Annotated in this window: 18 protein-coding genes; 9 read left to right on the forward strand and 9 right to left on the reverse strand. The window is 69.2% G+C overall.

Annotated features, from left to right (window positions below):
* Positions 1-9: 9 nt before the first annotated feature.
* Both AC3EUV_RS10945 and hisC read right to left on the reverse strand, forming a co-directional pair.
* The gene (locus AC3EUV_RS10945) at positions 10-1,518 is read right to left on the reverse strand and encodes a cytochrome ubiquinol oxidase subunit I (RefSeq protein ID WP_432144191.1); all 1,509 of its coding nucleotides are present in this window, start codon (positions 1,516-1,518) and stop codon (positions 10-12) included.
* Positions 1,519-1,749: 231 nt separating this feature from the next.
* Complete coding sequence (gene hisC, locus AC3EUV_RS10950; RefSeq protein WP_435602759.1) at positions 1,750-2,829, reverse strand: histidinol-phosphate transaminase; 1,080 nt, start codon at positions 2,827-2,829, stop codon at positions 1,750-1,752.
* 403 nt (positions 2,830-3,232) lie between these two features.
* Here hisC and AC3EUV_RS10955 point away from each other — a divergent pair, with 403 nt between their 5' ends.
* The 3 genes from AC3EUV_RS10955 (at position 3,233) to AC3EUV_RS10965 (ending at position 6,815) form a co-directional block, all read left to right on the forward strand.
* Positions 3,233-4,333, forward strand: coding sequence for a LacI family DNA-binding transcriptional regulator (locus tag AC3EUV_RS10955; protein WP_432144193.1), 1,101 nt, complete (start codon positions 3,233-3,235; stop codon positions 4,331-4,333).
* Positions 4,334-4,596: 263 nt separating this feature from the next.
* Entirely contained in the window at positions 4,597-5,700 is a 1,104-nt protein-coding gene (locus AC3EUV_RS10960; protein ID WP_432144194.1) for a metallophosphoesterase, read from the forward strand.
* Positions 5,701-5,924: 224 nt separating this feature from the next.
* On the forward strand, positions 5,925-6,815 hold the full coding sequence (locus tag AC3EUV_RS10965; protein ID WP_432144195.1) for a hypothetical protein: 891 nt from the start codon (positions 5,925-5,927) through the stop codon (positions 6,813-6,815).
* A 127-nt stretch (positions 6,816-6,942) separates the two neighbouring features.
* Here AC3EUV_RS10965 and thiC read toward each other — a convergent pair whose 3' ends face one another.
* On the reverse strand, positions 6,943-8,721 hold the full coding sequence (gene thiC, locus AC3EUV_RS10970; RefSeq protein WP_432144196.1) for a phosphomethylpyrimidine synthase ThiC: 1,779 nt from the start codon (positions 8,719-8,721) through the stop codon (positions 6,943-6,945).
* A 222-nt stretch (positions 8,722-8,943) separates the two neighbouring features.
* Here thiC and AC3EUV_RS10975 point away from each other — a divergent pair, with 222 nt between their 5' ends.
* On the forward strand, positions 8,944-10,380 hold the full coding sequence (locus AC3EUV_RS10975; RefSeq protein ID WP_435602760.1) for a YibE/F family protein: 1,437 nt from the start codon (positions 8,944-8,946) through the stop codon (positions 10,378-10,380).
* A 39-nt stretch (positions 10,381-10,419) separates the two neighbouring features.
* On the opposite strand, the gene AC3EUV_RS10980 is transcribed toward AC3EUV_RS10975, so the two are convergent.
* The 4 genes from AC3EUV_RS10980 to AC3EUV_RS10995 form a co-directional block, all read right to left on the reverse strand.
* Entirely contained in the window at positions 10,420-10,842 is a 423-nt protein-coding gene (locus tag AC3EUV_RS10980; RefSeq protein WP_432144198.1) for an SsgA family sporulation/cell division regulator, read from the reverse strand.
* Between the two features lie 104 nt (positions 10,843-10,946).
* Entirely contained in the window at positions 10,947-11,717 is a 771-nt protein-coding gene (locus AC3EUV_RS10985) for an IclR family transcriptional regulator (protein ID WP_432144218.1), read from the reverse strand.
* A 394-nt stretch (positions 11,718-12,111) separates the two neighbouring features.
* Complete coding sequence (locus AC3EUV_RS10990; RefSeq protein ID WP_387237627.1) at positions 12,112-12,336, reverse strand: DUF5326 family protein; 225 nt, start codon at positions 12,334-12,336, stop codon at positions 12,112-12,114.
* Between the two features lie 224 nt (positions 12,337-12,560).
* Positions 12,561-12,878 (reverse strand): cupin domain-containing protein, encoded by a 318-nt coding sequence (locus tag AC3EUV_RS10995; protein WP_387237630.1) that lies wholly within the window; start codon positions 12,876-12,878, stop codon positions 12,561-12,563.
* Between the two features lie 48 nt (positions 12,879-12,926).
* On the opposite strand from AC3EUV_RS10995, the gene AC3EUV_RS11000 reads away from it, so the two are divergent.
* The 5 genes from AC3EUV_RS11000 (at position 12,927) to AC3EUV_RS11020 (ending at position 16,807) form a co-directional block, all read left to right on the forward strand.
* Positions 12,927-13,304 carry a phage holin family protein gene (locus AC3EUV_RS11000; RefSeq protein WP_432144199.1) on the forward strand — a complete coding sequence of 126 codons (378 nt, stop codon included), beginning with the start codon at positions 12,927-12,929 and terminating at the stop codon, positions 13,302-13,304.
* 60 nt (positions 13,305-13,364) lie between these two features.
* Positions 13,365-13,949, forward strand: coding sequence for a low molecular weight protein-tyrosine-phosphatase (locus tag AC3EUV_RS11005; protein ID WP_432144219.1), 585 nt, complete (start codon positions 13,365-13,367; stop codon positions 13,947-13,949).
* On the forward strand, positions 13,946-15,073 hold the full coding sequence (locus tag AC3EUV_RS11010; RefSeq protein WP_432144200.1) for a cystathionine gamma-lyase: 1,128 nt from the start codon (positions 13,946-13,948) through the stop codon (positions 15,071-15,073). Before AC3EUV_RS11005 ends, AC3EUV_RS11010 begins: the two co-directional genes overlap by 4 nt.
* Before the next feature lie 309 nt (positions 15,074-15,382).
* The gene (locus tag AC3EUV_RS11015; RefSeq protein WP_432144201.1) at positions 15,383-16,279 is read left to right on the forward strand and encodes a LysR family transcriptional regulator; all 897 of its coding nucleotides are present in this window, start codon (positions 15,383-15,385) and stop codon (positions 16,277-16,279) included.
* A gap of 48 nt (positions 16,280-16,327) precedes the next feature.
* On the forward strand, positions 16,328-16,807 hold the full coding sequence (locus AC3EUV_RS11020; protein WP_042150914.1) for an NUDIX domain-containing protein: 480 nt from the start codon (positions 16,328-16,330) through the stop codon (positions 16,805-16,807).
* Between the two features lie 44 nt (positions 16,808-16,851).
* Here AC3EUV_RS11020 and AC3EUV_RS11025 read toward each other — a convergent pair whose 3' ends face one another.
* A complete protein-coding gene (locus AC3EUV_RS11025) occupies positions 16,852-17,787 on the reverse strand; it encodes a pyridoxamine 5'-phosphate oxidase family protein (RefSeq protein ID WP_432144202.1) in 936 nt (311 codons plus the stop codon).
* Positions 17,788-17,836: 49 nt separating this feature from the next.
* Complete coding sequence (locus AC3EUV_RS11030; RefSeq protein WP_432144203.1) at positions 17,837-19,666, reverse strand: globin domain-containing protein; 1,830 nt, start codon at positions 19,664-19,666, stop codon at positions 17,837-17,839.
* Between the last annotated feature and the right edge of the window lie 271 nt (positions 19,667-19,937).

Here is a 19,937-nt window from a genome sequence, read left to right on the forward strand (position 1 = left end):
AGTCGCCTCCTAGTACGAGAAGGCCATCGGCCGGTCGGCGTCCGTGCTGTCGCCGCCGATCTTGGTGGGCGGGTTGAGGTCGGAGTCGTTGAGCTCCGGGGGGCCGGCCTTGACGTACTTCACCAGCAGCTTGATCTCGACCACGGCGAGGATCGCGTAGAGCGTGGTGAAGACGATCATCGAGGTGAGGACCTCGCCCTGCGAGACGCCCGGGGACACCGCGTCCGAGGTGCGCAGCACGCCGTAGACGGCCCAGGGCTGGCGGCCCATCTCGGTGAAGATCCAGCCCCAGGAATTCGCGAGGAGCGGGAAGCCGAGGGTGACGAAGGCGAGCGACCAGTACCACTTGCTCAGCCGGGCACCGAGCTCCTTGTTCCTGGTGAGAGCGAGCCGGGGTGGTTCCTCGTCCCCCGTACGCAGCCCCGGCGCCAGCCAGAACTTCTTACGGGTGAGCCACAGTCCGGCAAGCCCGATGGCGAACGACGACATCCCGAAGCCGATCATCCAGCGGAAGCCCCAGTAGGCGACCGGGATGTTGGGCCGGTAGTCGCCGGGCCCGAACTTCTCCTGCTCGGCCTTGTTGACGTCGTTGATGCCGGGGACCGGCGAGGTGAAGTCGTTGTGGGCGAGGAAGGAGAGCAGACCGGGAACCTCGATGGCGACCTTGTTGTGCCCCTTGTCGACATCCCCGTAGGCGAAGACCGAGAACGGCGCCGGCTTCTCCGTTTCCCAGAGCGCCTCGGCGGCGGCCATCTTCATCGGCTGCTGCTTGAACATGACCTTGCCGAGCGAGTCACCGCTGATCGCGGTGAGGACACCGGCGATGACCAGCGTGATCAGCCCGAGCCGCAGCGAGGTGCGCATGACCTTGATGTGCTTCTTGCGCATCAGGTGGAAGGCGGAGATGCCGACCATGAACGCGGCGCCGGTCAGGAAGGCCGCGGTCAGCGTGTGGAAGACGACAACCAGGGTGGTGTCCTGGGTCAGCACCTTCCAGAAGTCGGTCAGCTCGGCCCGGCCGTTGGCGGCGTTGTACTTGTAGCCGACCGGGTGCTGCATCCAGGAGTTCGCCGCGAGGATGAAGTACGAGGAGAGCAGGGTGCCGATCGACACCATCCACATGCAGAAGCAGTGGATCTTCTTCGGCAGCTTGTCCCAGCCGAAGATCCACAGGCCGATGAAGGTGGACTCGAAGAAGAACGCGATCAGCGCCTCGAAGGCCAGCGGAGCACCGAAGACGTCGCCGACGAACCGCGAGTAGTCGGACCAGTTCATCCCGAACTGGAACTCCTGGACGATGCCGGTGACGACACCCATCGCGATGTTGATCAGAAACAGCTTGCCCCAGAACTTGGTGGCCTTGAGGTACTTCTCCTTACCCGTACGCACCCATGCGGTCTCGAGTCCGGCCACCAGAGCGGCGAGGGAGATCGTCAGGGGGACGAACAGGAAGTGGTAGACGGTCGTGATGCCGAATTGCCATCGCGCCAGAGTCTCTGGCGCCAACGCCAGTTCCATGTCGTGCTCCTTACGTCGCCGTGTGGCACCACGGCAATGCCCCTTATGCACCCAATAAAAGACGCATAACGGATGGGCTTGTGAACGCGTTCACATTCACAAGCAATTATCTCCTATGACTTTTGAGCCAATCCCAGGGGGGTACGTGACTGCGATCACGTACCCCCGGAAACACCCCGAGGCCGTGGGTCGGGTAGACCCACGGCCTCGGTACGGCGTCCTGACGACGGCCTACAGCGCCTTGCGGAACTCCTCCGCGGCCTGAAGGAACAGATCCATGGCAGAGCTCTCGCCGATCGTCACCCGCACTCCTTCACCGGGGAACGGCCGCACGACCACCCCGGCCCGCTCGCAGGCCGCGGCGAAGTCGACCGTCCGGTCCCCCAGCCGCAGCCAGACGAAGTTGGCCTGCGACTCCGGGACCGTCCAGCCCTGCCCGAGCAGCCCGTCCACCACCCGCGCCCGCTCGGCCACCAGCGCATCGACCCGCTCCAGCAGCGCGCCCTCGCTGCGCAGCGACGCCACCGCCGCCTCCTGCGCGAGCTGGCTGACCCCGAACGGCACCGCCGTCTTGCGCAGCGCGGCGGCCACCGGCTCATGGGCCACCGCGAAGCCGACCCGCAGCCCCGCCAGGCCGTACGCCTTGGAGAAGGTCCGCAGCACACACACGTTGGGGCGGTCGCGGTAGAGATCGATGCCGTCCGGCACCTCGGCGTCCCGGATGAACTCGCGGTATGCCTCGTCCAGCACCACCAGCACATCGGCAGGCACCCGGTCCAGGAAGGACTCCAGCTCGGCACGGCGTACGACGGTGCCGGTGGGGTTGTTGGGGTTGCAGACGAAGATCAACCGGGTCCGGTCGGTGATCGCGGCGAGCATCGCGTCCAGGTCGTGCACCTCGCCGGAGGTCAGCGGGACCTGCACGGGCGTGGCGCCGGAGACCTGGGTGATGATCGGGTACGCCTCGAACGAACGCCAGGCGTAGATCACTTCATCACCGGGCCCGGACGTCGCCTGGACCAGCTGCTGAGCCACCCCGACCGAGCCGGTGCCCGTCGCCAGATGCTCCACCGGCACCGAGAACCGCTCGGACAGCTCCGCCATCAGGCCCGTGCAGGCCATGTCCGGGTAGCGGTTGAAGGACCCGGCAGCGGTCACCGCGCTCTCCAGGACCCCCGGCAGCGGCGGATAGGGGTTCTCGTTGGAGGACAGCTTGTAGGTGACGGGGCCGCCGGCCGCCGCCGGCCGGCCCGGCTTGTAGGTGGGGACGCCGTCCAGCGCAGCACGCAGCTTCGGGGTCTTCTCGCTCACCGCAGGTCCTCCTCGACCGTCCACTCATCTCCAATACTGCACACCTTATGAGGATTAACCCGTTCGGCGGCAGCCCCGACCCGCCGGCGGCGACTCTCCACCACCTGGACGGGCCCGCCGGAGAGCCCCGCGCAATCCCTCCTGGGAGCGCTCCCCGGACCGACGCACGCCGGTGGCTTACGCCGTGGCGCGCATCCCTCGTCAAGGTGACTTGAGACCACTTCGGGACCGGAACCGATCGACAGGTCAAGGTGGAACTTCTCCCCCGGAATGATCACTGCGAACGCCAACTCCCTTTATTTTGCAGGGAATTGGTGACTGATCACCGTGCAGAAACGTGCCTTTCCACAGCCGTTGGTCGACCCCTGTGAATTGCCGTGACGAGCCCTACTATCGGCTCGCCATGACAGCAGCAGGGAAGCACCAGGTGAGCCGGTCGACCGGCCGCCGGCTGGGGCGGGCGGGCATCCGGGACGTGGCCGCCGCAGCCGGTGTGTCGATCACGACTGTCTCCGACGCGCTCAACGGCAAGGGCCGGCTTCCGGATGCCACCCGTAGCCATGTCCGCGAGGTGGCCGACCGGCTGGGCTACCGCCCGTCCGCAGCCGCCCGCACGCTCCGTACCGGCAAGTCAGGGCTCCTCGGCCTGACCGTGACCACGTACGGGGACGAACCCTTCACCTTCACCGAATTCGCCTACTTCGCCGAGATGGCCAGAGCCGCCACCTCCGCGGCCCTGGCCCGCGGCTATGCGCTGGTCATCCTCCCGGCGACCTCCCGCCACGATGTGTGGTCCAACGTCGCCCTCGACGGCACGGTCGTCATCGATCCCGCCGACGGCGACCCCGTCGTCACCGAACTCGTCCGGCACGGCATCCCCGTCGTCTCCGACGGCCGCCCCGGCGGCGCACTGCCCGTCACCGGCTGGGTCGACAACGATCACGAGGCGGCCGTCCTCGGCCTGCTCGACCATCTCGCCGACGCCGGCGCCCGCCGCATCGGCCTCCTCACGGGCAACACCACCGACACCTACACCCGCCTTTCGACCACCGCCTATCTGCACTGGTGCGAGCGGGTCGGCCAGGATCCGGTCTACGAGTCCTACCCGGCCCACGACCCGTGCGCGGGGGCCGTGGCCGCCGACCGGCTGCTGGCCCGCCCGGACCGCCCGGACGCCGTCTACGGGCTCTTCGACCCCAACGGCACCGACCTGCTCGCCGCCGCCCGGCGCTACGGCCTGCGGGTTCCGGAGGACCTGCTGCTGGTCTGCTGTAGCGAGTCCACGCTCTACGCCGCCACCGAACCGCCGATCACCACGCTGTCCCTCAAACCGCGCCGCATCGGCACCGCCGTCATCCAGATCCTCATCGACGCCATCGAAGGGCTGGACAACGGGCGGCCCATCGAACAGGTGATACCTACCGATCTCATCGTCCGTGCCTCGTCCCAGCGACGGTCACCGCGAACGACCGTCAGCCCGCCACGGGGACCGGCCGGCGACTGAGGGTGCTCCCACATACGGACGACCCGGCGTTCTCTTCTCCGCGGAAAAAACACGGCGATCTCGGTGCAAATCAGCCGCGAACGCCGGGGTCTGGCGGATTGACCACCCCCGGGTGCGTCACAACCCGCGACCAGCATTCCTATGATGGGCGCACGACACCGCGGACCGCCGTCGACCAGGCAAAGGTCCGAGAGGTGCACGGCGGCGCGACGGTGGAGGGGTCGATGACTCAGGGGGCCAGTCTGGGACCCATGGTGCGGACCATGGCGGGAGAAACTCCGGCGCCTGCTCCGCCGCCCGGAGTGCCTTCCGGCACGCCCGCCGGGTCCCCCGTGCCGCCCGCCGGCCCGCCGCTGCATCTGCCTGCCGGTGCCCCTGCCGCACCTCCGGCCGCGCCCCCCGCGGCGCCGCCGGCCGAGCTGCCCGAGGAGTACACCCCGACCGCGCGGGACCTCCCGGTCATCACCCCGGGCCGTACGGACACCCTCATCGACCGCCCGGCGGTCGTCCCGGTGCCCGAACCGGCCCAGGACCCCGACGCGCCCGAGGGCATGGGCCCGCTGTACGTCGTCGGCGATGTGCACGGCTACTACGACGAGCTGCGCGAGGCGCTGGCCGCCGAGGGGCTGATCGACGCCGACGGCAACTGGGCGGCGGGCAACGCCCGGCTCTGGTTCCTCGGCGACTTCACCGACCGCGGCCCGGACGGAATCGGCGTCATCGACCTCGTCATGCAGCTTTCCGCCGAGGCCGCGGCGGCCGGCGGCTACTGCAAGGCCCTGATGGGCAATCACGAACTCCTGCTGCTGGGCGCCAAGCGCTTCGGCGACACCCCCGTACAGTCCGGCGCCGGCACCGCGTCCTTCCAGGCCGCCTGGCTCCTCAACGGCGGCCAGAAGAACGATATGGACCGCCTGGAGGACCACCACCTCCAGTGGATGGCCCGGCTGGACGCGGTGATGGAGGAGGACGGGCATCTGCTCGTGCACTCCGACACCACCGCCTACCTCGAATACGGCGACTCCATCGAGGCCGTCAACGACACCGTCCATGACGTGCTCACCCGCAGCGAAGCGGATGAAGTCTGGGATCTGTTCCGCAAGTTCACCAAGCGCTTCGCCTTCCGCGACGAGGCCGGTTCGGACGCCGTCCGGGAACTCCTCGACGCCTACGGCGGCGACCGGGTCGTCCACGGCCACAGCCCGATCCCGTATCTGCTGGGCGAGGTCGGTACGGAGGACGGCGAGAGCGAGAGCGTCGCGGTCGAGGGCCCGCATGTCTACGCCGATGGTCTGGCCATCGCCATGGACGGCGGCGTCACGATGGCCGGAAAGCTGTTGGTCGTGCAACTTCCGTTGGCCGGCTGAGGGTTGGCCCGATAGTCGTACGCCTGTCCGACCTACGGGCGGTCAGCACGAAAACGGGGAGCGGCACCGGCGGAAACCGGTCGTGGCATTACTCAATTTCCGCAAACTCTCTGTCACGCCGTGCCGGAGTCGCTCTACCATCGGACTATCCGTAGCAGGCTCTCCTCCGTTTCCGCCCACTGCCCGGCCAACGCCGGCCGTACGGCCCTACGGAGCATCGGGGGATGCACATGAACAGCGCTCCGCACCTGCTGAACGAGGATCGCGCGGAATTTGCGCGGCTCCTCGATGAGGCACTGCGTACCGCCCCGTACCGCCCGGACGACCTGACCGCCGCCACGGGAAACCCTTTCAATGCCGAGCAGTTGCGCACGATGGCGCTCAGCGCGACCACCGCCATCGCCGCCTGCGCCACGGCCGAATACCAACGCTATGTGCAGCTCCGCGCCGAGTTGCGCGCCCCGGCGCCCCTCGTGTCCGTCGCCGATGCGGACGGCGAGGAGCAGAACGCGGACCCCGACGGGAGACCGGGACCGGACAGCGCCGCGGCCCTCGACGAGGCCGAAACCACCGGCGCCGGGCTGACCGCCATGATCGCCGTGCTCGCCCCCGTGCTCGCCGGTATCGCCGCCGTGCTCTTCCTCCTCCTCGGGTATGTGCTGCGCGCCGTCAGCCCTGACAAGTCCCTGGCCCAGCCGCTGATCAGCGTCGGCTGGATCTTCGCGGCGCTGACCGCGGCGGGCACTCTCGTCGCCATGGCCGGCCTGCTCATCACGGCGCTGCGCAACGGCGCCTCCGCGCAGGTCGCCGGAGCGGAGCAGCCGTCCGAGGCGCTGAACCAGGCCCACGAGGCCTGGCGCCGCGCCCTCCTGGAACGCGGTCTGCTGCCCTTTCTCCGTGCGGCCCTCAACGACCCCAGCGCCACCCCGGACGACGACCCGGCCCGCTACGTCCCACGCAGCACCACGTCCCCGGAGAGCCGGATTCCCACCCTCGGCTACACCCGCCCCCAGTTCACCAGCCCCGACAGCGGCTCCTCGGGGTCCCGCCCGCGCTACTCTAGCCCGGACTTCACCAGCCCGGATTACGGCGGGCCGGAGCAGCGGACGGATTAGGGCCTGTCTGCGAAGTCCCGTCGTTCGCTGGTGCGGCTCTTCCGGATCCGAGCGGGTGGGAGCGGCATGAGGAAGGCCCCCGCCCGTCGGGCAGGGGCCTTCCTCAGGGTGCGTCCGGACGGATCGGCTAGTCCGCGATCGGCAGATACACGCGGTTGCCCGCCGCCGCGAACTCCTTCGACTTCTCGGCCATCCCGGCCTCGGGGTCGAGGGCCAGGTCACCGCCATGTTCGCGGCGGATGTCCTGGCTGATCTTCATCGAGCAGAACTTCGGCCCGCACATCGAGCAGAAGTGGGCCGTCTTCGCCGGTTCGGCGGGCAGCGTCGCGTCGTGGAAGGCGCGGGCGGTGTCCGGGTCGAGGGCCAGGTTGAACTGGTCCTCCCAGCGGAACTCGAAGCGGGCGTCGGAGAGCGCGTCATCCCATTCCTGGGCGCCCGGGTGGCCCTTGGCCAGGTCCGCCGCATGGGCCGCGATCTTGTACGTGATGACGCCGGTCTTGACGTCGTCGCGGTCCGGCAGGCCCAGGTGCTCCTTGGGCGTGACGTAGCAGAGCATCGCGGTGCCCCACCACGCGATCATCGCCGCTCCGATACCGGAGGTGATGTGGTCGTAGGCGGGCGCGATGTCGGTGGTCAGCGGGCCGAGCGTGTAGAACGGCGCCTCTTCGCAGATCTCCTGCTGGAGGTCGATGTTCTCCTTGATCTTGTGCATCGGGACATGTCCCGGGCCCTCGATCATGGTCTGGACGCCGTGCCGCTTGGCGATGGTGTTCAGCTCACCGAGCGTCCGCAGCTCCGCGAACTGCGCCTCGTCGTTGGCGTCCGCGATGGAGCCGGGGCGCAGCCCGTCACCGAGCGAGTAGGTGACGTCGTAGGAGGCGAGAATCTCGCAGAGCTCCTCGAAGTGCGTGTAGAGGAACGACTCCTGGTGGTGGGCCAGGCACCAGGCGGCCATGATCGAACCGCCGCGGGAGACGATGCCGGTCTTGCGGCGGGCCGTGAGCGGCACATAGCGGAGCAGCACACCGGCGTGCACCGTCATGTAGTCGACGCCCTGTTCGGCCTGCTCGATGACGGTGTCCTTGTAGATCTCCCAGGTCAGTTCCTCGGCCTTGCCGTCGACCTTCTCCAGCGCCTGGTAGAGCGGGACGGTGCCGATGGGGACGGGGGAGTTGCGCAGCACCCACTCGCGAGTGGTGTGGATATTGCGGCCGGTGGAGAGGTCCATCACCGTGTCGGCGCCCCAGCGGGTCGCCCAGGTCATCTTCTCCACCTCCTCCTCGATGGAGGAAGTGACCGCCGAATTGCCGATGTTGGCGTTGACCTTCACCAGGAAGTTCTTGCCGATGATCATCGGCTCGATCTCCGGGTGGTTGATGTTCGCCGGCAGCACCGCGCGGCCGGCCGCGATCTCGTCGCGGACGAACTCGGGCGTGACCTTCTCGCGGACGGCGACGTACTCCATCTCCGCGGTGATCTCGCCGCGCTGGGCGTACGCGAGCTGGGTGACCGGGGCGCCCGCACGACCGCGGCGCGGCTGACGGGGGCGGCCCGGGAAGACCGCGTCGAGGTTCTTGAGTCCGCCGCGCGGCGAGGTGTGCTTGAGGCCGTCGTCCTCCGGCCGCATGGGGCGGCCCGCGTACTCCTCGGTGTCGCCGCGGCCGATGATCCAGTTCTCCCGCAGCGGCGCCAGACCACGGCGGACGTCGGTATCGATATTCGGGTCGGTGTACGGCCCTGACGTGTCGTAGAGCGTCACGTCCTTGCCGTTGGTGAGGTGCACCCGCCGGACGGGCACCCGAAGATCGGGGCGCGATCCGGAGACATAGCCCTTGTGCCAGCCGATCTGCGGCTTTTCGCCACCGTTGGCACCGTTTTCGGGCGTGCGTGCATCCTGCAGAGTCATGAGACCCCAACTCCCTACGCCGGCATTACCCGGTAACAGGTTCGGCGGTCGACGCAGCGGCTTCCGTCCGCCGGCGTTTCACGTGAAACGCCGCTGGGACGGAGGTCAGCGCCCTCTCAGCCCGGTGCTCCGAGCTCCCGCGATTGCAAAGGTGCCACCACGGTAGCGGCCGATGTGGCGCGGTGAACAGTGGGCCCCTGGAGTTCTTGCGATGATCGGGCGGTGTCCGCTCACGAGTCCCACCCCCACCCCGCCGCGCACTCCCATGGGCACGGCCATGGCCCTGCGGCGCCCGTCTCCCGGCATCTGCGCAAGGTCATCGCGGCCGTACTGATCCCGTTCGCGGCCGCGGTGGCGGTCGGTCTGGTCGTGCTCTGGCCGGGCGGTGCACCTCCGCACAAACCGTCCGGGGTCGGCTTCGATCAGCCCACGGAGAGCGCCCGAGTGGTCAAGGTGACGGAGGTGAACTGTGCGGATGTCCATGCCGAACAGCAGCCCCAGCCCCCGTCCCCGACGGGGCAGCCACCGGCCGGGGGAGCGGACAAGGGCAAACCCTGTCAGCAGACGACGATCGAAGTCACCACCGGGCAGCACAAGGGGCGCACCTTCCAGACGGTGGTGACCCCGGACGCCCTGCGCCACTACACCACCGGACAGGAGGTGGTGGTGGCGTACTCCCCCAAGGCGCCGAAGGAGTTGCAGTACTCGGTCAGCGATGTCGACCGGTCGCTCCCGATGTGGCTGCTGGCCGCGATCTTCGCCTTCGCCGTGGTGATCGTCGGCCGGCTGCGTGGCGTACTCGCACTGGTGGCGCTGGCGGCCAGCTTCGTGGTCCTGACGCTGTTCATCCTTCCGGCGATCTTGCAGGGCTCCAATCCGCTGGTGGTGGCGGTGGTCGGGGGCAGCGCGATCATGCTGATCGCGCTGTACCTCTGCCATGGGCTCACGGCCCGTACATCCGTGGCCGTGCTCGGCACCCTGGCATCACTGCTACTGATCGGGCTGCTCGGATCGGTCTTCATCGGCTGGGCGCTGCTGACCGGCAATACGGACGACACGACCGGGCTGGTGCACGGCCTGTACCCGGACATCGAGATCCGCGGTCTGCTGCTGGCGGGGATCATCATCGGTTCGCTGGGCGTGCTCGACGATGTGACGGTGACCCAGACCGCCGCGGTCTGGGAGCTCAAGGAGGCGGACCCGTCGGCGGGCTGGCGCAAGCTGTACGGCGCCGCGATGCGGATCGGCCGGGACCATATCGCGTCCGTCGTCAACACCCTGGTGCTGGCCTACGCGGGCGCCGCGCTGCCGCTTCTCTTGCTGTTCTCGATCGCACAGAGCAGCGTCGGTACGGTCGCGTCGAGCGAGGTGGTCGCGGAGGAGATCGTCCGCACGCTCGTGGGCAGCATCGGGCTGGTCGCCGCGGTGCCGCTGACCACACTGCTGGCCGCGCTGGTCGTCTCGGCGGACCGGAAGGAGCCGAGCGCGCCGGCGAGCGGCGACACGGGTACCGGGCAGGGGGCCGGGGCCTGTGCCACGGTGGGAGCCGGGGCCACGGTGAGTGCCGGGGCCGGGGTCAGCGGCGGCGTGCCTACGAGCCCCACGGGTGGCCGGCAAGGACGCCGTGGGGGACGCGGCAAGCGACGCAAGCAGGGATGACGGGACGGCGGGAACAGGGGAGGGGAACGACGGGCAGGGTCAGCCGGCCGGGGCTTCTGTGAGGATCTGGTCGAGCACGGCCTCCAGGGTGTCGCAGACCTCTTCCTTGCCCAGCGGCACCAGCCGGTCCGTACGGTCCAGGAAGGCGACCAGCGGCGCCGCACTCACCCGGAACAACGCACGCTCGGCGCCGACTTGAAGGCTGATGAGGACATCGCTGAGGTGCTCGGGGGAGGCCGGCCCGATACGCACATCACCCTCACCGGACGGCCGGCTCAGCCCGTCCAGCAGCAGCTCCCGGCCGAATGCCCAGGTCACCGGCGCATCGCCGGGAAGATCGAAGGTGAGGCGGACGGCGTACGGATCGGCGCTGGCGAAGTCCAGCTCCACCGGAATCCGGAACGCAAGCTCCTCCGAGACGACGAAGCTCATGATCACTTCTGCCTGAACTGTGTCGGTCATCAACCACTGCCCCGCACTTGATCGGAGATGGCCGGGAAACAACGCCCGTAGCCCTGTTGGCGCCATCGTCTGCCACGTGCCAGCAGATCACAAGGAGTGAGTTTTCAGATACTGATAGAGAAGGCGAGTGTCGTTAGTGTCGCCTCCGCCATTTTCCGTAGTCGGTCTGTAACGGACCGCAATCGACGCAGTTCGTCCACGGGCAGAGATACCGCCAACGTCGCCGCGGCCGCCCCTACTTGGACAGGAATGGCGGCGCACACCGTGCCGATGGCATATTCCTGGCGCTCATAAGCGGCATGGCCGCGACGCACCGTATCCAAACGATGCAGCAAATCGTCCTCAGTTCGCACGGAAAAGGGCGTTATCGGCTGGACGGGATGGCGCGCCAGATGCTCTTTCCTCGTCGCCTCGTCGAGCTGCGCGAGCAGACATTGCCCGATCGCATGGGCGTGTGCGGTGGTACGGAAGTCGACCCACTCCACCACCGGCGGCCGCGCCGGGTCATCGGTCAGCGCCACGACCTCGACTTCACCCTCCCGGTAGACGGCGAAGTAGACGGCGGCGCCCAGCTCCTGGCCCACCACGGCCAGCGCGTCGGAGAGATGGGCCCGTTGCCGGCGCCTGGCCCCGGCCCGGCCGATGACCTCGGCCGCCTGACCGAGGACGAAGACCCCGTTCTCCCGCTGGAGATAGCCCTCGTGCGTCAGGGTCCGCAGCAGGTGGTAGGCCGTCGGCAGCGGCAGCCCGGCCTCTCTGGCCAGTTGCTTGGCGGGCGCGCCATCGGCATGCGCACCCACCGCCTCCAGCAGGCGGAGCGCCCGCTGCACCGATCCGATCAAGGTGGGGTGGGAGGCGGATTCGCCGTTCACGATTGCCAACGCCAACCCCCAGGTCCGCTCGCAGAGGGGCACGGGCCGGTCACGGGACCAACTCCCGTGACCGCGCGCCTCCCAGGCACCCGATGGCGCCCGGACCCGGGCTCGCCCCACCCGGGTTTCCGGAACGCCACCGTCCGGAACACGCCTGCGATCGGCACTCTAGCCCGACAGGTCGGGGCGAAAGGCCGAAAGACGGAGGAGTTACCCCGCCCGCGCGCCACCGGGCCGGGCTGTGCGGGCCGGGTTCGACATCGGACCCAACTACGTCGCGATGAGGTGTTTTTGAGGGATTTGCGAGGTGGGCTGTTCGGTGATCCGCATCGAGCCGAGCGGACCACGGCCGACCGCCGGCGGTCGAGCACCGGCGGTCGGTCGTACCGGCTGTGGCCTACCAGTCGCTCTTCGACGAGGAGGACGACGAGCCGCTGACCCGGCGGACGAGGTAGATGACTCCGGCGATCAGGGCCGCCGCGATGAGGACCTTGAACAGCACGCCGATCAGGAAACCGAGCGCGCTGGCGATCAGTCCGCCGAAGACGACGATCACGACGACGGGCACCACGACCCAGGTGACCCACCACGGAAGCCCTGCGAATATCCCCTTACCGGCCACTGCTCTCCCCTGCTTTCTGTCTTTCGCGCTGTCGTTGTCCGTACCGCGCTTCTGTCCGCCGCGCCGTGTCCACGCGGATGGCACCGTCCGCGTGCTGCGGGTCTGCCGCCTCGCGCCTCAGGTTTCCCTTCACTCACGATGCTAGGGCGCCGACCACGGCCGTGGGGGCCTCGCAGCCCCGGTCCTCCCCTGACGCTTCCCCTACGGGTTCCGGGGTCCGACCCTTAGCTCTCAGGAGGAGAAAAGACCACCATCACCCGGAGGTCCTCGCTGATGTGGTGGAACTTGTGGGGCACCCCCGCCGGCACATAGACCACGCTGCCCCGCGCCACCGACTGCGTCTCCTGCCCGACCGTGATCGCCGCCCGGCCGCTGACCACGAAATACACCTCGTCCTGCGCGTGCGGCTGCTGTGGATCGACGCTGCCGGCATCCAGCGCATACAGCCCGACCGACATGTTGCGTTCCCGGAGGAACTGAAGATACGCACCGTCGTTCGCGGCCCGCTCCGCTTCCAGCTCTTCCAGTCGGAAAGCCTTCATGCCGTTCGCACCCCTCGATGATTCAGACTCGTCTGCGACGATCTCACCATGAAGCATTTTCTGGTCAAGACGATCGCCAACGCCGCGGCGCTTGCCGTGGCCATCTGGCTGCTCAAGGACATCACGCTCACCGGTGAGAACACCGGCCGACAAATACTGACCCTGATCCTCGTCGCGCTGATCTTCGGGCTGGTCAATTTCCTGGTCAAGCCCCTGGTGAAGTTGCTCTCCTTCCCCCTGTTCATCCTCACACTCGGCCTGATCACGCTGGTCGTGAACGCGCTGATGCTGCTGCTGACCTCCTGGCTCGCCGGCCAGGCCGACCTCGCCTTCCATGTGAACGGCTTCTGGACGGCACTGCTCGGCGGCGTGATCATCTCCATCGTCGCCTGGGCGATGCATGTGATCCTTCCCGACGAGGACTGACCCTTGACCGCTCCCTTCCGCATCTGCTTCGTCTGCACCGGCAACATCTGCCGGTCGCCGATGGCGGAGTCCGTCTTCCGTGCCCGCCTCACGGAGGCCGGGCTCGACGGCCTGGTAGAGGTCGACAGCGCGGGGACCGGCGGCTGGCACGAGGGCGATGGAGCCGACCCGCGCACGGTCGCCGTGCTGCGCGCGGGCGGCTATGAACACGCTCACACCGCCCGGCAGTTCCAGGCCTCCTGGTTCGACCGCCTCGACCTGGTCATCGCGCTCGACTCCGGCCATCTGCGCGAGCTGCGCCGGCTGGCCCCCACCCCGCGGGACGCCGCCAAGGTCCAGCTGCTGCGTGCGTACGGGACGGGCGCGGGGGCGGACGGCGCCCCGGGTCCGGGGTCCGCCCCTGCCCCCGCCTCCGATCTCGGCCCCGACCACTCCGGCGATCTCGACGTCCCCGATCCGTACTACGGCGGTTTCGAGGGCTTCGAGGAGTGCCTGGAGATGGTCGAGACGGCGAGCGACGGCCTGCTGGCCGCGATCAGCGCCACGCTCCCGGCCCGTACCGTCGTCACGGCCCGCGTCCCCGACCATGACCACCGGCGCGCTGTCCCGGAGCCACAGCCGCCGCAGGGGAAGGAGAGCGCATGACGGGCGACGGCACCCGCGCCGTACGAGCCGGGCTCCCGGGGCCCGCGGCCTATGAGCCGGCCCTCCCCGGACCGGTCTTCGCGGCCCACTACCACCTCCCCGGCGACGCCACCGGCCCCTACACCTACGGCCGCGATGCCAACCCGACGTGGACCCGTCTGGAACAGGCCATCAGCGCACTCGAATCGCCGGACGAGAGCGCCCACACCGTCGCCTTCGCCTCCGGAATGGCGGCGATCAGCGCGGTGCTCTTCTCCCACCTGGGCTCCGGTGACGCGGTGGTGCTCCCCAGCGACGGCTATCAGCTGCTGCCTGCCCTGCGCACGCGCCTGGAGAGCTATGGCATCGAGGTCCGCACCGCGCCAACCGCACACGACGCACAGCTCGATGCGCTGGACGGCGCCCGGCTGCTGTGGATCGAGACGCCCTCCAACCCCGGCCTCGATGTCTGTGACATCCGGCGGCTGGCCGACGCGGCGCACCGCCGGGGCGCGCTGGTCGCCGTCGACAACACTCTCGCCACCCCGCTCGGCCAGCGCCCCCTCGACCTGGGCGCGGATTTCTCGGTGGCCAGCGGCACCAAGGCGCTGACCGGCCATGGCGACGTCCTGCTGGGCTATGCCAGCACCCGTGATGCCGCGCTCGCCGATTCCGTACGGCTGTGGCGCAAGACCGTGGGCGCCATCCCCGGGCCCATGGAGAGCTGGCTCGCGCATCGCTCACTCGCCACCCTCGCGCTGCGCGTCCGCCAGCAGTCGGCCGGTGCCCTGGCGCTGGCCACGGCCCTGGCCGACCGCCCGGAGGTCACCGGCCTGCGCCATCCCGGCCTGCCGTCCGATCCGTCCCATGAACTCGCCACCCAGCAGATGCGCACGGGCCGCTTCGGCTCCGTGGTGTCCTTCGTGCTGCCCGACAAGCCCTTCGCAGAGCGGTTCCTGGACGCGCTGACCTTGGTCGACGATGCGACCAGCTTCGGGGGCGTACGGTCCAGCGCGGAGCGGCGGGCCCGTTGGGGCGGAGACGCGGTGCCGGAGGGCTTCATCCGCTTCTCGGTCGGTGTCGAGGAGCCCGAGGATCTGATCGCGGATGTCCTCCGGGCGCTGGACCTGGCCGCACAGAGCTGATCCGGCAAACCGGACGAACCAGACCATCGGCATGAGTCGAACAAGCGGGGCGCACCGCCGCATCCAGCAGGCCTGAAGACACAAGGACGGCCGGCAGGGTATCCCCCCTCGTCACCCTGCCGGCCTGCGGTTCCACATGGCCCCGAGCCCACGCGTTTCACGTGAAACCAGATGTTCCACGTGAAACCAACCGCTCGAACAAGGCTAGTTGACCGAGCGTCAGTGTCCAATCACGCTAGCGACACATCCCTATCGACAAATTTATAGTTGGCCCGCGACCAGGCTTCCGAGAGGCGCAGGAGATACGCGATGGATCTGGCTCTGCTGCGCACCTTTGTCACGGTCCACCGAGCCGGCTCCTTCACCCGCGCCGCGGCCTTACTCGGCCTCTCCCAGCCCGCGGTGACCAGCCAGATCCGGGCGCTGGAACGGCAGTTGGGCCGCCCGCTCTTCCTCCGGTCCGCCCGTGGGGTCACCCCGACCACCATCGGCGACGAACTCGCCCACAAGGTGGCACCCCACCTGGATGCGCTCACCGAGATCACCGAAGCGGGCCTGGACCGGGACTCCGTCAGTCGTACTCTCCATCTCGCCGGTCCGCCGGAGTTCCTCGCCGAGCGCGCGCTCCCGGCGCTGGCCCCGCTGATATCCCAGGGCCTGTCCATCCGCACCTCCTTCGGGTCCGCGGAGGAGATGCTGACCGGCCTGGCGGACGGTCACCACGATCTGACCGTCACCACGACCCGGCCGCGCGGCGGGCTGCTCACCGCCACCCCGCTGTGCGACGAGGAGCATGTACTGATCGCCGCGCCGCACTGGGCGGATCAGCTGGGCGGCCCGGCGGTACGGGAGGCCGGTGGTGTCCGCCTGCTGGAACCCGTACCGATCGTCGAGGTGCACGAAAGCCTGCCGCTGATCGCCCGCTACTGGTCCACGGTCTTCGACGCCAAGCCCACGGCCTCCGCGGCCGTGATCGCCGGCGATCTGCGCGCGGTGCTGTCCTGCGTCATGGCCGGTGCGGGGCTCGCCGTCCTGCCCCGCTATCTGTGCGCCGATGCGCTCGCGGGCGGCGATGTCATCACCCTGCTCGATCCGCCGGTGCCCCCGCTGCGGACCTACTTCCTGGCCATACGGACCGGGACGCTCGGCCTGCCGCATATCGCGCGGGCGCAGGAATGGCTGCTGCGCACCGCTGTCGACTGGTGACCGAGGGGCGAGGGTTTCACCAGGCCGTGACTGCGGCATCTGTCCCCTATGAACGAACGGCCAGTCGTCAAACGCACCGCCCGCGCGATCCTGCTGGACGGCGCGGACCTCGTTCTGATCAAGCGCACCAAGCCGGGCCGCGCCCCGTACTGGATCACGCCCGGCGGCGGCGTCGAGCCCGAGGACGCCACCGTCATCGACGCCCTCCACCGTGAGCTCGACGAAGAGCTGGGCGCGAAGATCAAGGACGTGGTGCCGGTCTTCGTGGACACCGTCGAGCACTTCAGCGACGGCGGGGTGGACGGCGTCAAGGTCCAGCACTTCTTCGTCTGCCGGCTCGACTCGATGGACCTCGCACGCCGGCACGGCCCCGAGGTCGAGGAGCCCTGCGGGGACTACGAAATCGTGCGGGTGCCCTTCACCCGCGTCGGCATCGCCTCCGTCGAGGTCGTACCCCTGTCACTGCGGCACTACCTGGACGGCAACATCGAGGGCGTGCGGGCCATGCACGCCCCCGACCTGGGCTGAGCGGCCACCACGCCACCGCGACGGCCGGTGCCTCGGGAGCTGTGTCAGTCGTCGCTCGGGTCGAACCAGCCACGGAATCCGGCCTCGTCCTCCACGGGACGACGGGGCTGGGCGCGGGCGAGCACCCGCTCGACGCGGTCCAGGAACTCCGCGTTCAGCTCCTCCACGAAATCCCGCCGTCCGTCGACCTCGGTCCCGACGCCACATCCGGGCTCGGGTCGTGCGGCGTCGGGCATGCCGACGTGCGCGGGGTCGCCGCTGAACACCGCAGCCGCGCCCTGGTAGGCCGCCTCGCCGGTGTCCTCGTGCAGGCCGCCCCGCAGATGCTCGTTCGTGCGCTCCGTGCGCCGGAACGGCGGCCGTTCGTTCGCCTCGGCCGCCGCGCCGAAGAAGTCGCCGCCCTTGCGCTTGCTGTCGTCGGTGCCCCACGCCCGCGCCCCGCGCTGCTGCGCCGGGACCTTCTGGAGATGTGGAATGTGCTTGGCGCAGTGGATGTACGCCTCTTCGACCTCGACCGTGACCCACAACTGGGCGCGCCGCCCGGGGATCGGGTCGACCGGCAGATCCGCGTGCTGCGCCCGCATCTCCTCGTCCATGACGACCCGCGCCCGGCCGTTGATGTGCAGCCCGATGCGGTCCCGGGTGAAGTCGATCATCAGGATGCCCAGGCGGGGGTTCTCCGAGATATTGCCGATGGACGCCATGACGCCGTTGCCGCGGTATTCCGGGTACGCCAGCGTCCGGTCGTCGAGCACCCGGAGGAAGCCCGGCGGGCCGGCCCGGAAGGTCGAGTCGCAGTCGCCGTGCCGGTCGGCCGTGGCCAGGAAGAACATCTCCTGTCGGGCCACGAACTCCCGCATCCGGACATTGAGATGGTCCAGGACCTGATCCCCGTAGAAGCGGTCGGCGCGCTCGGTCGTACCGAGTCGCTGCTGCACCAAGTGCTCGCCGTCGCTCCCGGGGCGCTCCTGCCTCGGCATGCGCCACCCCTCCCCTGTTGGACCGTCTTCGCCCTGCACTGCCAAGACTTCAATCTCCCGCTGAGACCAGCTCTTCTATGGAGTCGTGCCATATGCGGTCGGTCGGGATGCCCACTCCCACCAAAGCGTCCACACCACTGCGGATCAACCCTGGCGGCCCGGAAAGATAGGCGTCGTATTCCCGGTACGGACCGTATTGCCGTACCGCGTCCGGAAGTTGCCCGGTTTCACTGCTTGTCCCGCCACGCGCCGCCGGTCCGGTGGCGACCACCGGGCGGACGGAGAGCCAGGGGTGGGTCTGTTCGAGCCGCAGCATGGTGTCGAGGTCGTAGAGGTCCTGGCCGCTGCGGGCGCCGTAGAAGACCTCGACGGGGCGCCGGACCCCGTGTTCCGCGACATCCTCGACCAGGGCCTTGATGGGCGCGATGCCGGTGCCGCCGCCGACGCACAGCAGACCGCTGCGCGTGGTGTGGTCGATAGTCATCGAGCCGCCGGGGGCCCCGAGCCGGATGACATCGCCGGGGCGGGCGCGATGGACCATGGCGTTGGAGACCCAGCCGGCCGGGACCGCCTTGACATGGAAGGAGAGCAGACCGTCGGAGCGGGGCGCGGAGGCGAAGGAGTAGTGCCGCCAGATGCGCGGCCACCAGGGGGTTTCCACGCTGGTGTACTGCCCGGCGAGGAACGGGTAGGGCTGGTCGGGGCGGACCGTGACCACCGCGATATCGGGCGTACGCAGCTCATGCGAGACGACTTCGGCCTGCCACCAGGCGGGCGCCACGGCCTCGTCCTCGGCGGCGGCGTCGATCATGATCTGCGAGATCGCCGTGTAGGCACGCACCCAGGCGGCCTGGGTCTCCGGCCCCCAACTGGACGTCGCATAGCGCGCGAGGGCGCTGAGCAGGCATTCGCCGACCGCCGGGTAGTGGTCGGGCTGGGTGCCGTATTTGCGGTGCCCGCGGCCGAGGTTCGCGAGGTACGCGCTGAGCACATCGGCGTCGTCGACATGCTGGGCCGCGGTGAGCAGCGCCTTGAAGAGACGGTCGCGCTGGGTGTCCATCGAGGCGGGGAACAGCGCCCGCAGATCGGGGTGCTGCACGAAGAGCAGCGCGTAGAAGTACGAGGTGACCTTGTCGGCCACCGGCTCGATCTCCGCCATGGTGCGCCGGATGAGAACCGCGTCGGGAGAGGCCGGTTCCGCGGAGGACGCCGAGGCGGTCACGGCCTCGAGCGAGGGCTCCGGCGCGGGGGCGGCGGGCCGGGTCCTGGGGGTGAAAGCGGAGGGGGCGGGGGCCACGTTCTGGGCGGGCGGCGCCGGGGCGGCGTGGGCCGTGGGCGCTCCCGTGGCGCGCGCCGACTGGTGTACGGGCTCGGGCTCCCGGCCGTGGACGGACACGCGCTCCCAGGTGGGCTGACCTCCCCGGGACGGCTGACGCTCCCAGGAGGGCTCGGCCTCGCGGCGCGGCGGTGCGGACGGGGCCTCGTACCCGGAGGCGGCCGCGGGCTGTCCGGTGGGGGCGGGTGCGGTGGGCGCGCCGCCCGGGTGCCGCGCGGGCGGGGCCTGCGACGGCTCCGTCTCACGCACCCGCTCAGCGGCGGTGCCTACCGGCCGGATCGGATTGACCGGCCGACTGGGTATCTGTTCCCGGTCGTTCGGCTCGCCTCCCGCGTCGTGGTCTCTGTGATCACCGCGGTCGGGGTGGGCACTCCGGTCGTCCGGTTCGGCCCGGCCATCCTGGCCCTGTTGCCGGTCCTGGCTGTTTTGCCGCTCCTGCTGTTCTCCGGAGGACTTCTTTGCCGGCGGAGTGAACCAACCCCAATCGCCACTGCTCCCGCCGGAAGAGCCGTTATCGGCCGACGTAGTGGTCGGAGCGTCCATGGTCTGCCTCGCCTCGAACGTCTTTCGGTCGTCTTCGCACTTCCGTTGATCGGAACTGCCCGGAATTCCCCCGCCCTGCCCCGGAATTCTTCATCGACTCAAGCCATTCCGGCAACATCCTGCGAAGCGGACAAATCTCACTTCCTTGCGACATAGTGGAGCAGATGACGCGTCAGCAGCATGCCACCCTTGCTCACGACAGTGGACAAATAGTTGGAAGTGCGGGTGTCGCGGGCCGCTTCGCCGCTAGACTGACGAGTTTTGCCCGCCC

It is taken from the genome of Streptomyces sp. bgisy130 (assembly GCF_057708345.1).

Coding starts and splice junctions, on each gene's coding strand:
- AC3EUV_RS10945 (WP_432144191.1), bottom strand. CDS start 1,518: ATGGAACTGGCGTTGGCGCCAGAGACTCTGGCGCGATGGCAATTCGGC.
- AC3EUV_RS10955 (WP_432144193.1), top strand. CDS start 3,233: ATGACAGCAGCAGGGAAGCACCAGGTGAGCCGGTCGACCGGCCGCCGG.
- AC3EUV_RS10960 (WP_432144194.1), top strand. CDS start 4,597: ATGGCGGGAGAAACTCCGGCGCCTGCTCCGCCGCCCGGAGTGCCTTCC.
- AC3EUV_RS10965 (WP_432144195.1), top strand. CDS start 5,925: ATGCACATGAACAGCGCTCCGCACCTGCTGAACGAGGATCGCGCGGAA.
- thiC (WP_432144196.1), bottom strand. CDS start 8,721: ATGACTCTGCAGGATGCACGCACGCCCGAAAACGGTGCCAACGGTGGC.
- AC3EUV_RS10980 (WP_432144198.1), bottom strand. CDS start 10,842: ATGACCGACACAGTTCAGGCAGAAGTGATCATGAGCTTCGTCGTCTCG.
- AC3EUV_RS10995 (WP_387237630.1), bottom strand. CDS start 12,878: ATGAAGGCTTTCCGACTGGAAGAGCTGGAAGCGGAGCGGGCCGCGAAC.
- AC3EUV_RS11000 (WP_432144199.1), top strand. CDS start 12,927: ATGAAGCATTTTCTGGTCAAGACGATCGCCAACGCCGCGGCGCTTGCC.
- AC3EUV_RS11005 (WP_432144219.1), top strand. CDS start 13,365: ATGGCGGAGTCCGTCTTCCGTGCCCGCCTCACGGAGGCCGGGCTCGAC.
- AC3EUV_RS11010 (WP_432144200.1), top strand. CDS start 13,946: ATGACGGGCGACGGCACCCGCGCCGTACGAGCCGGGCTCCCGGGGCCC.
- AC3EUV_RS11015 (WP_432144201.1), top strand. CDS start 15,383: ATGGATCTGGCTCTGCTGCGCACCTTTGTCACGGTCCACCGAGCCGGC.
- AC3EUV_RS11020 (WP_042150914.1), top strand. CDS start 16,328: ATGAACGAACGGCCAGTCGTCAAACGCACCGCCCGCGCGATCCTGCTG.
- AC3EUV_RS11025 (WP_432144202.1), bottom strand. CDS start 17,787: ATGCCGAGGCAGGAGCGCCCCGGGAGCGACGGCGAGCACTTGGTGCAG.
- AC3EUV_RS11030 (WP_432144203.1), bottom strand. CDS start 19,666: ATGGACGCTCCGACCACTACGTCGGCCGATAACGGCTCTTCCGGCGGG.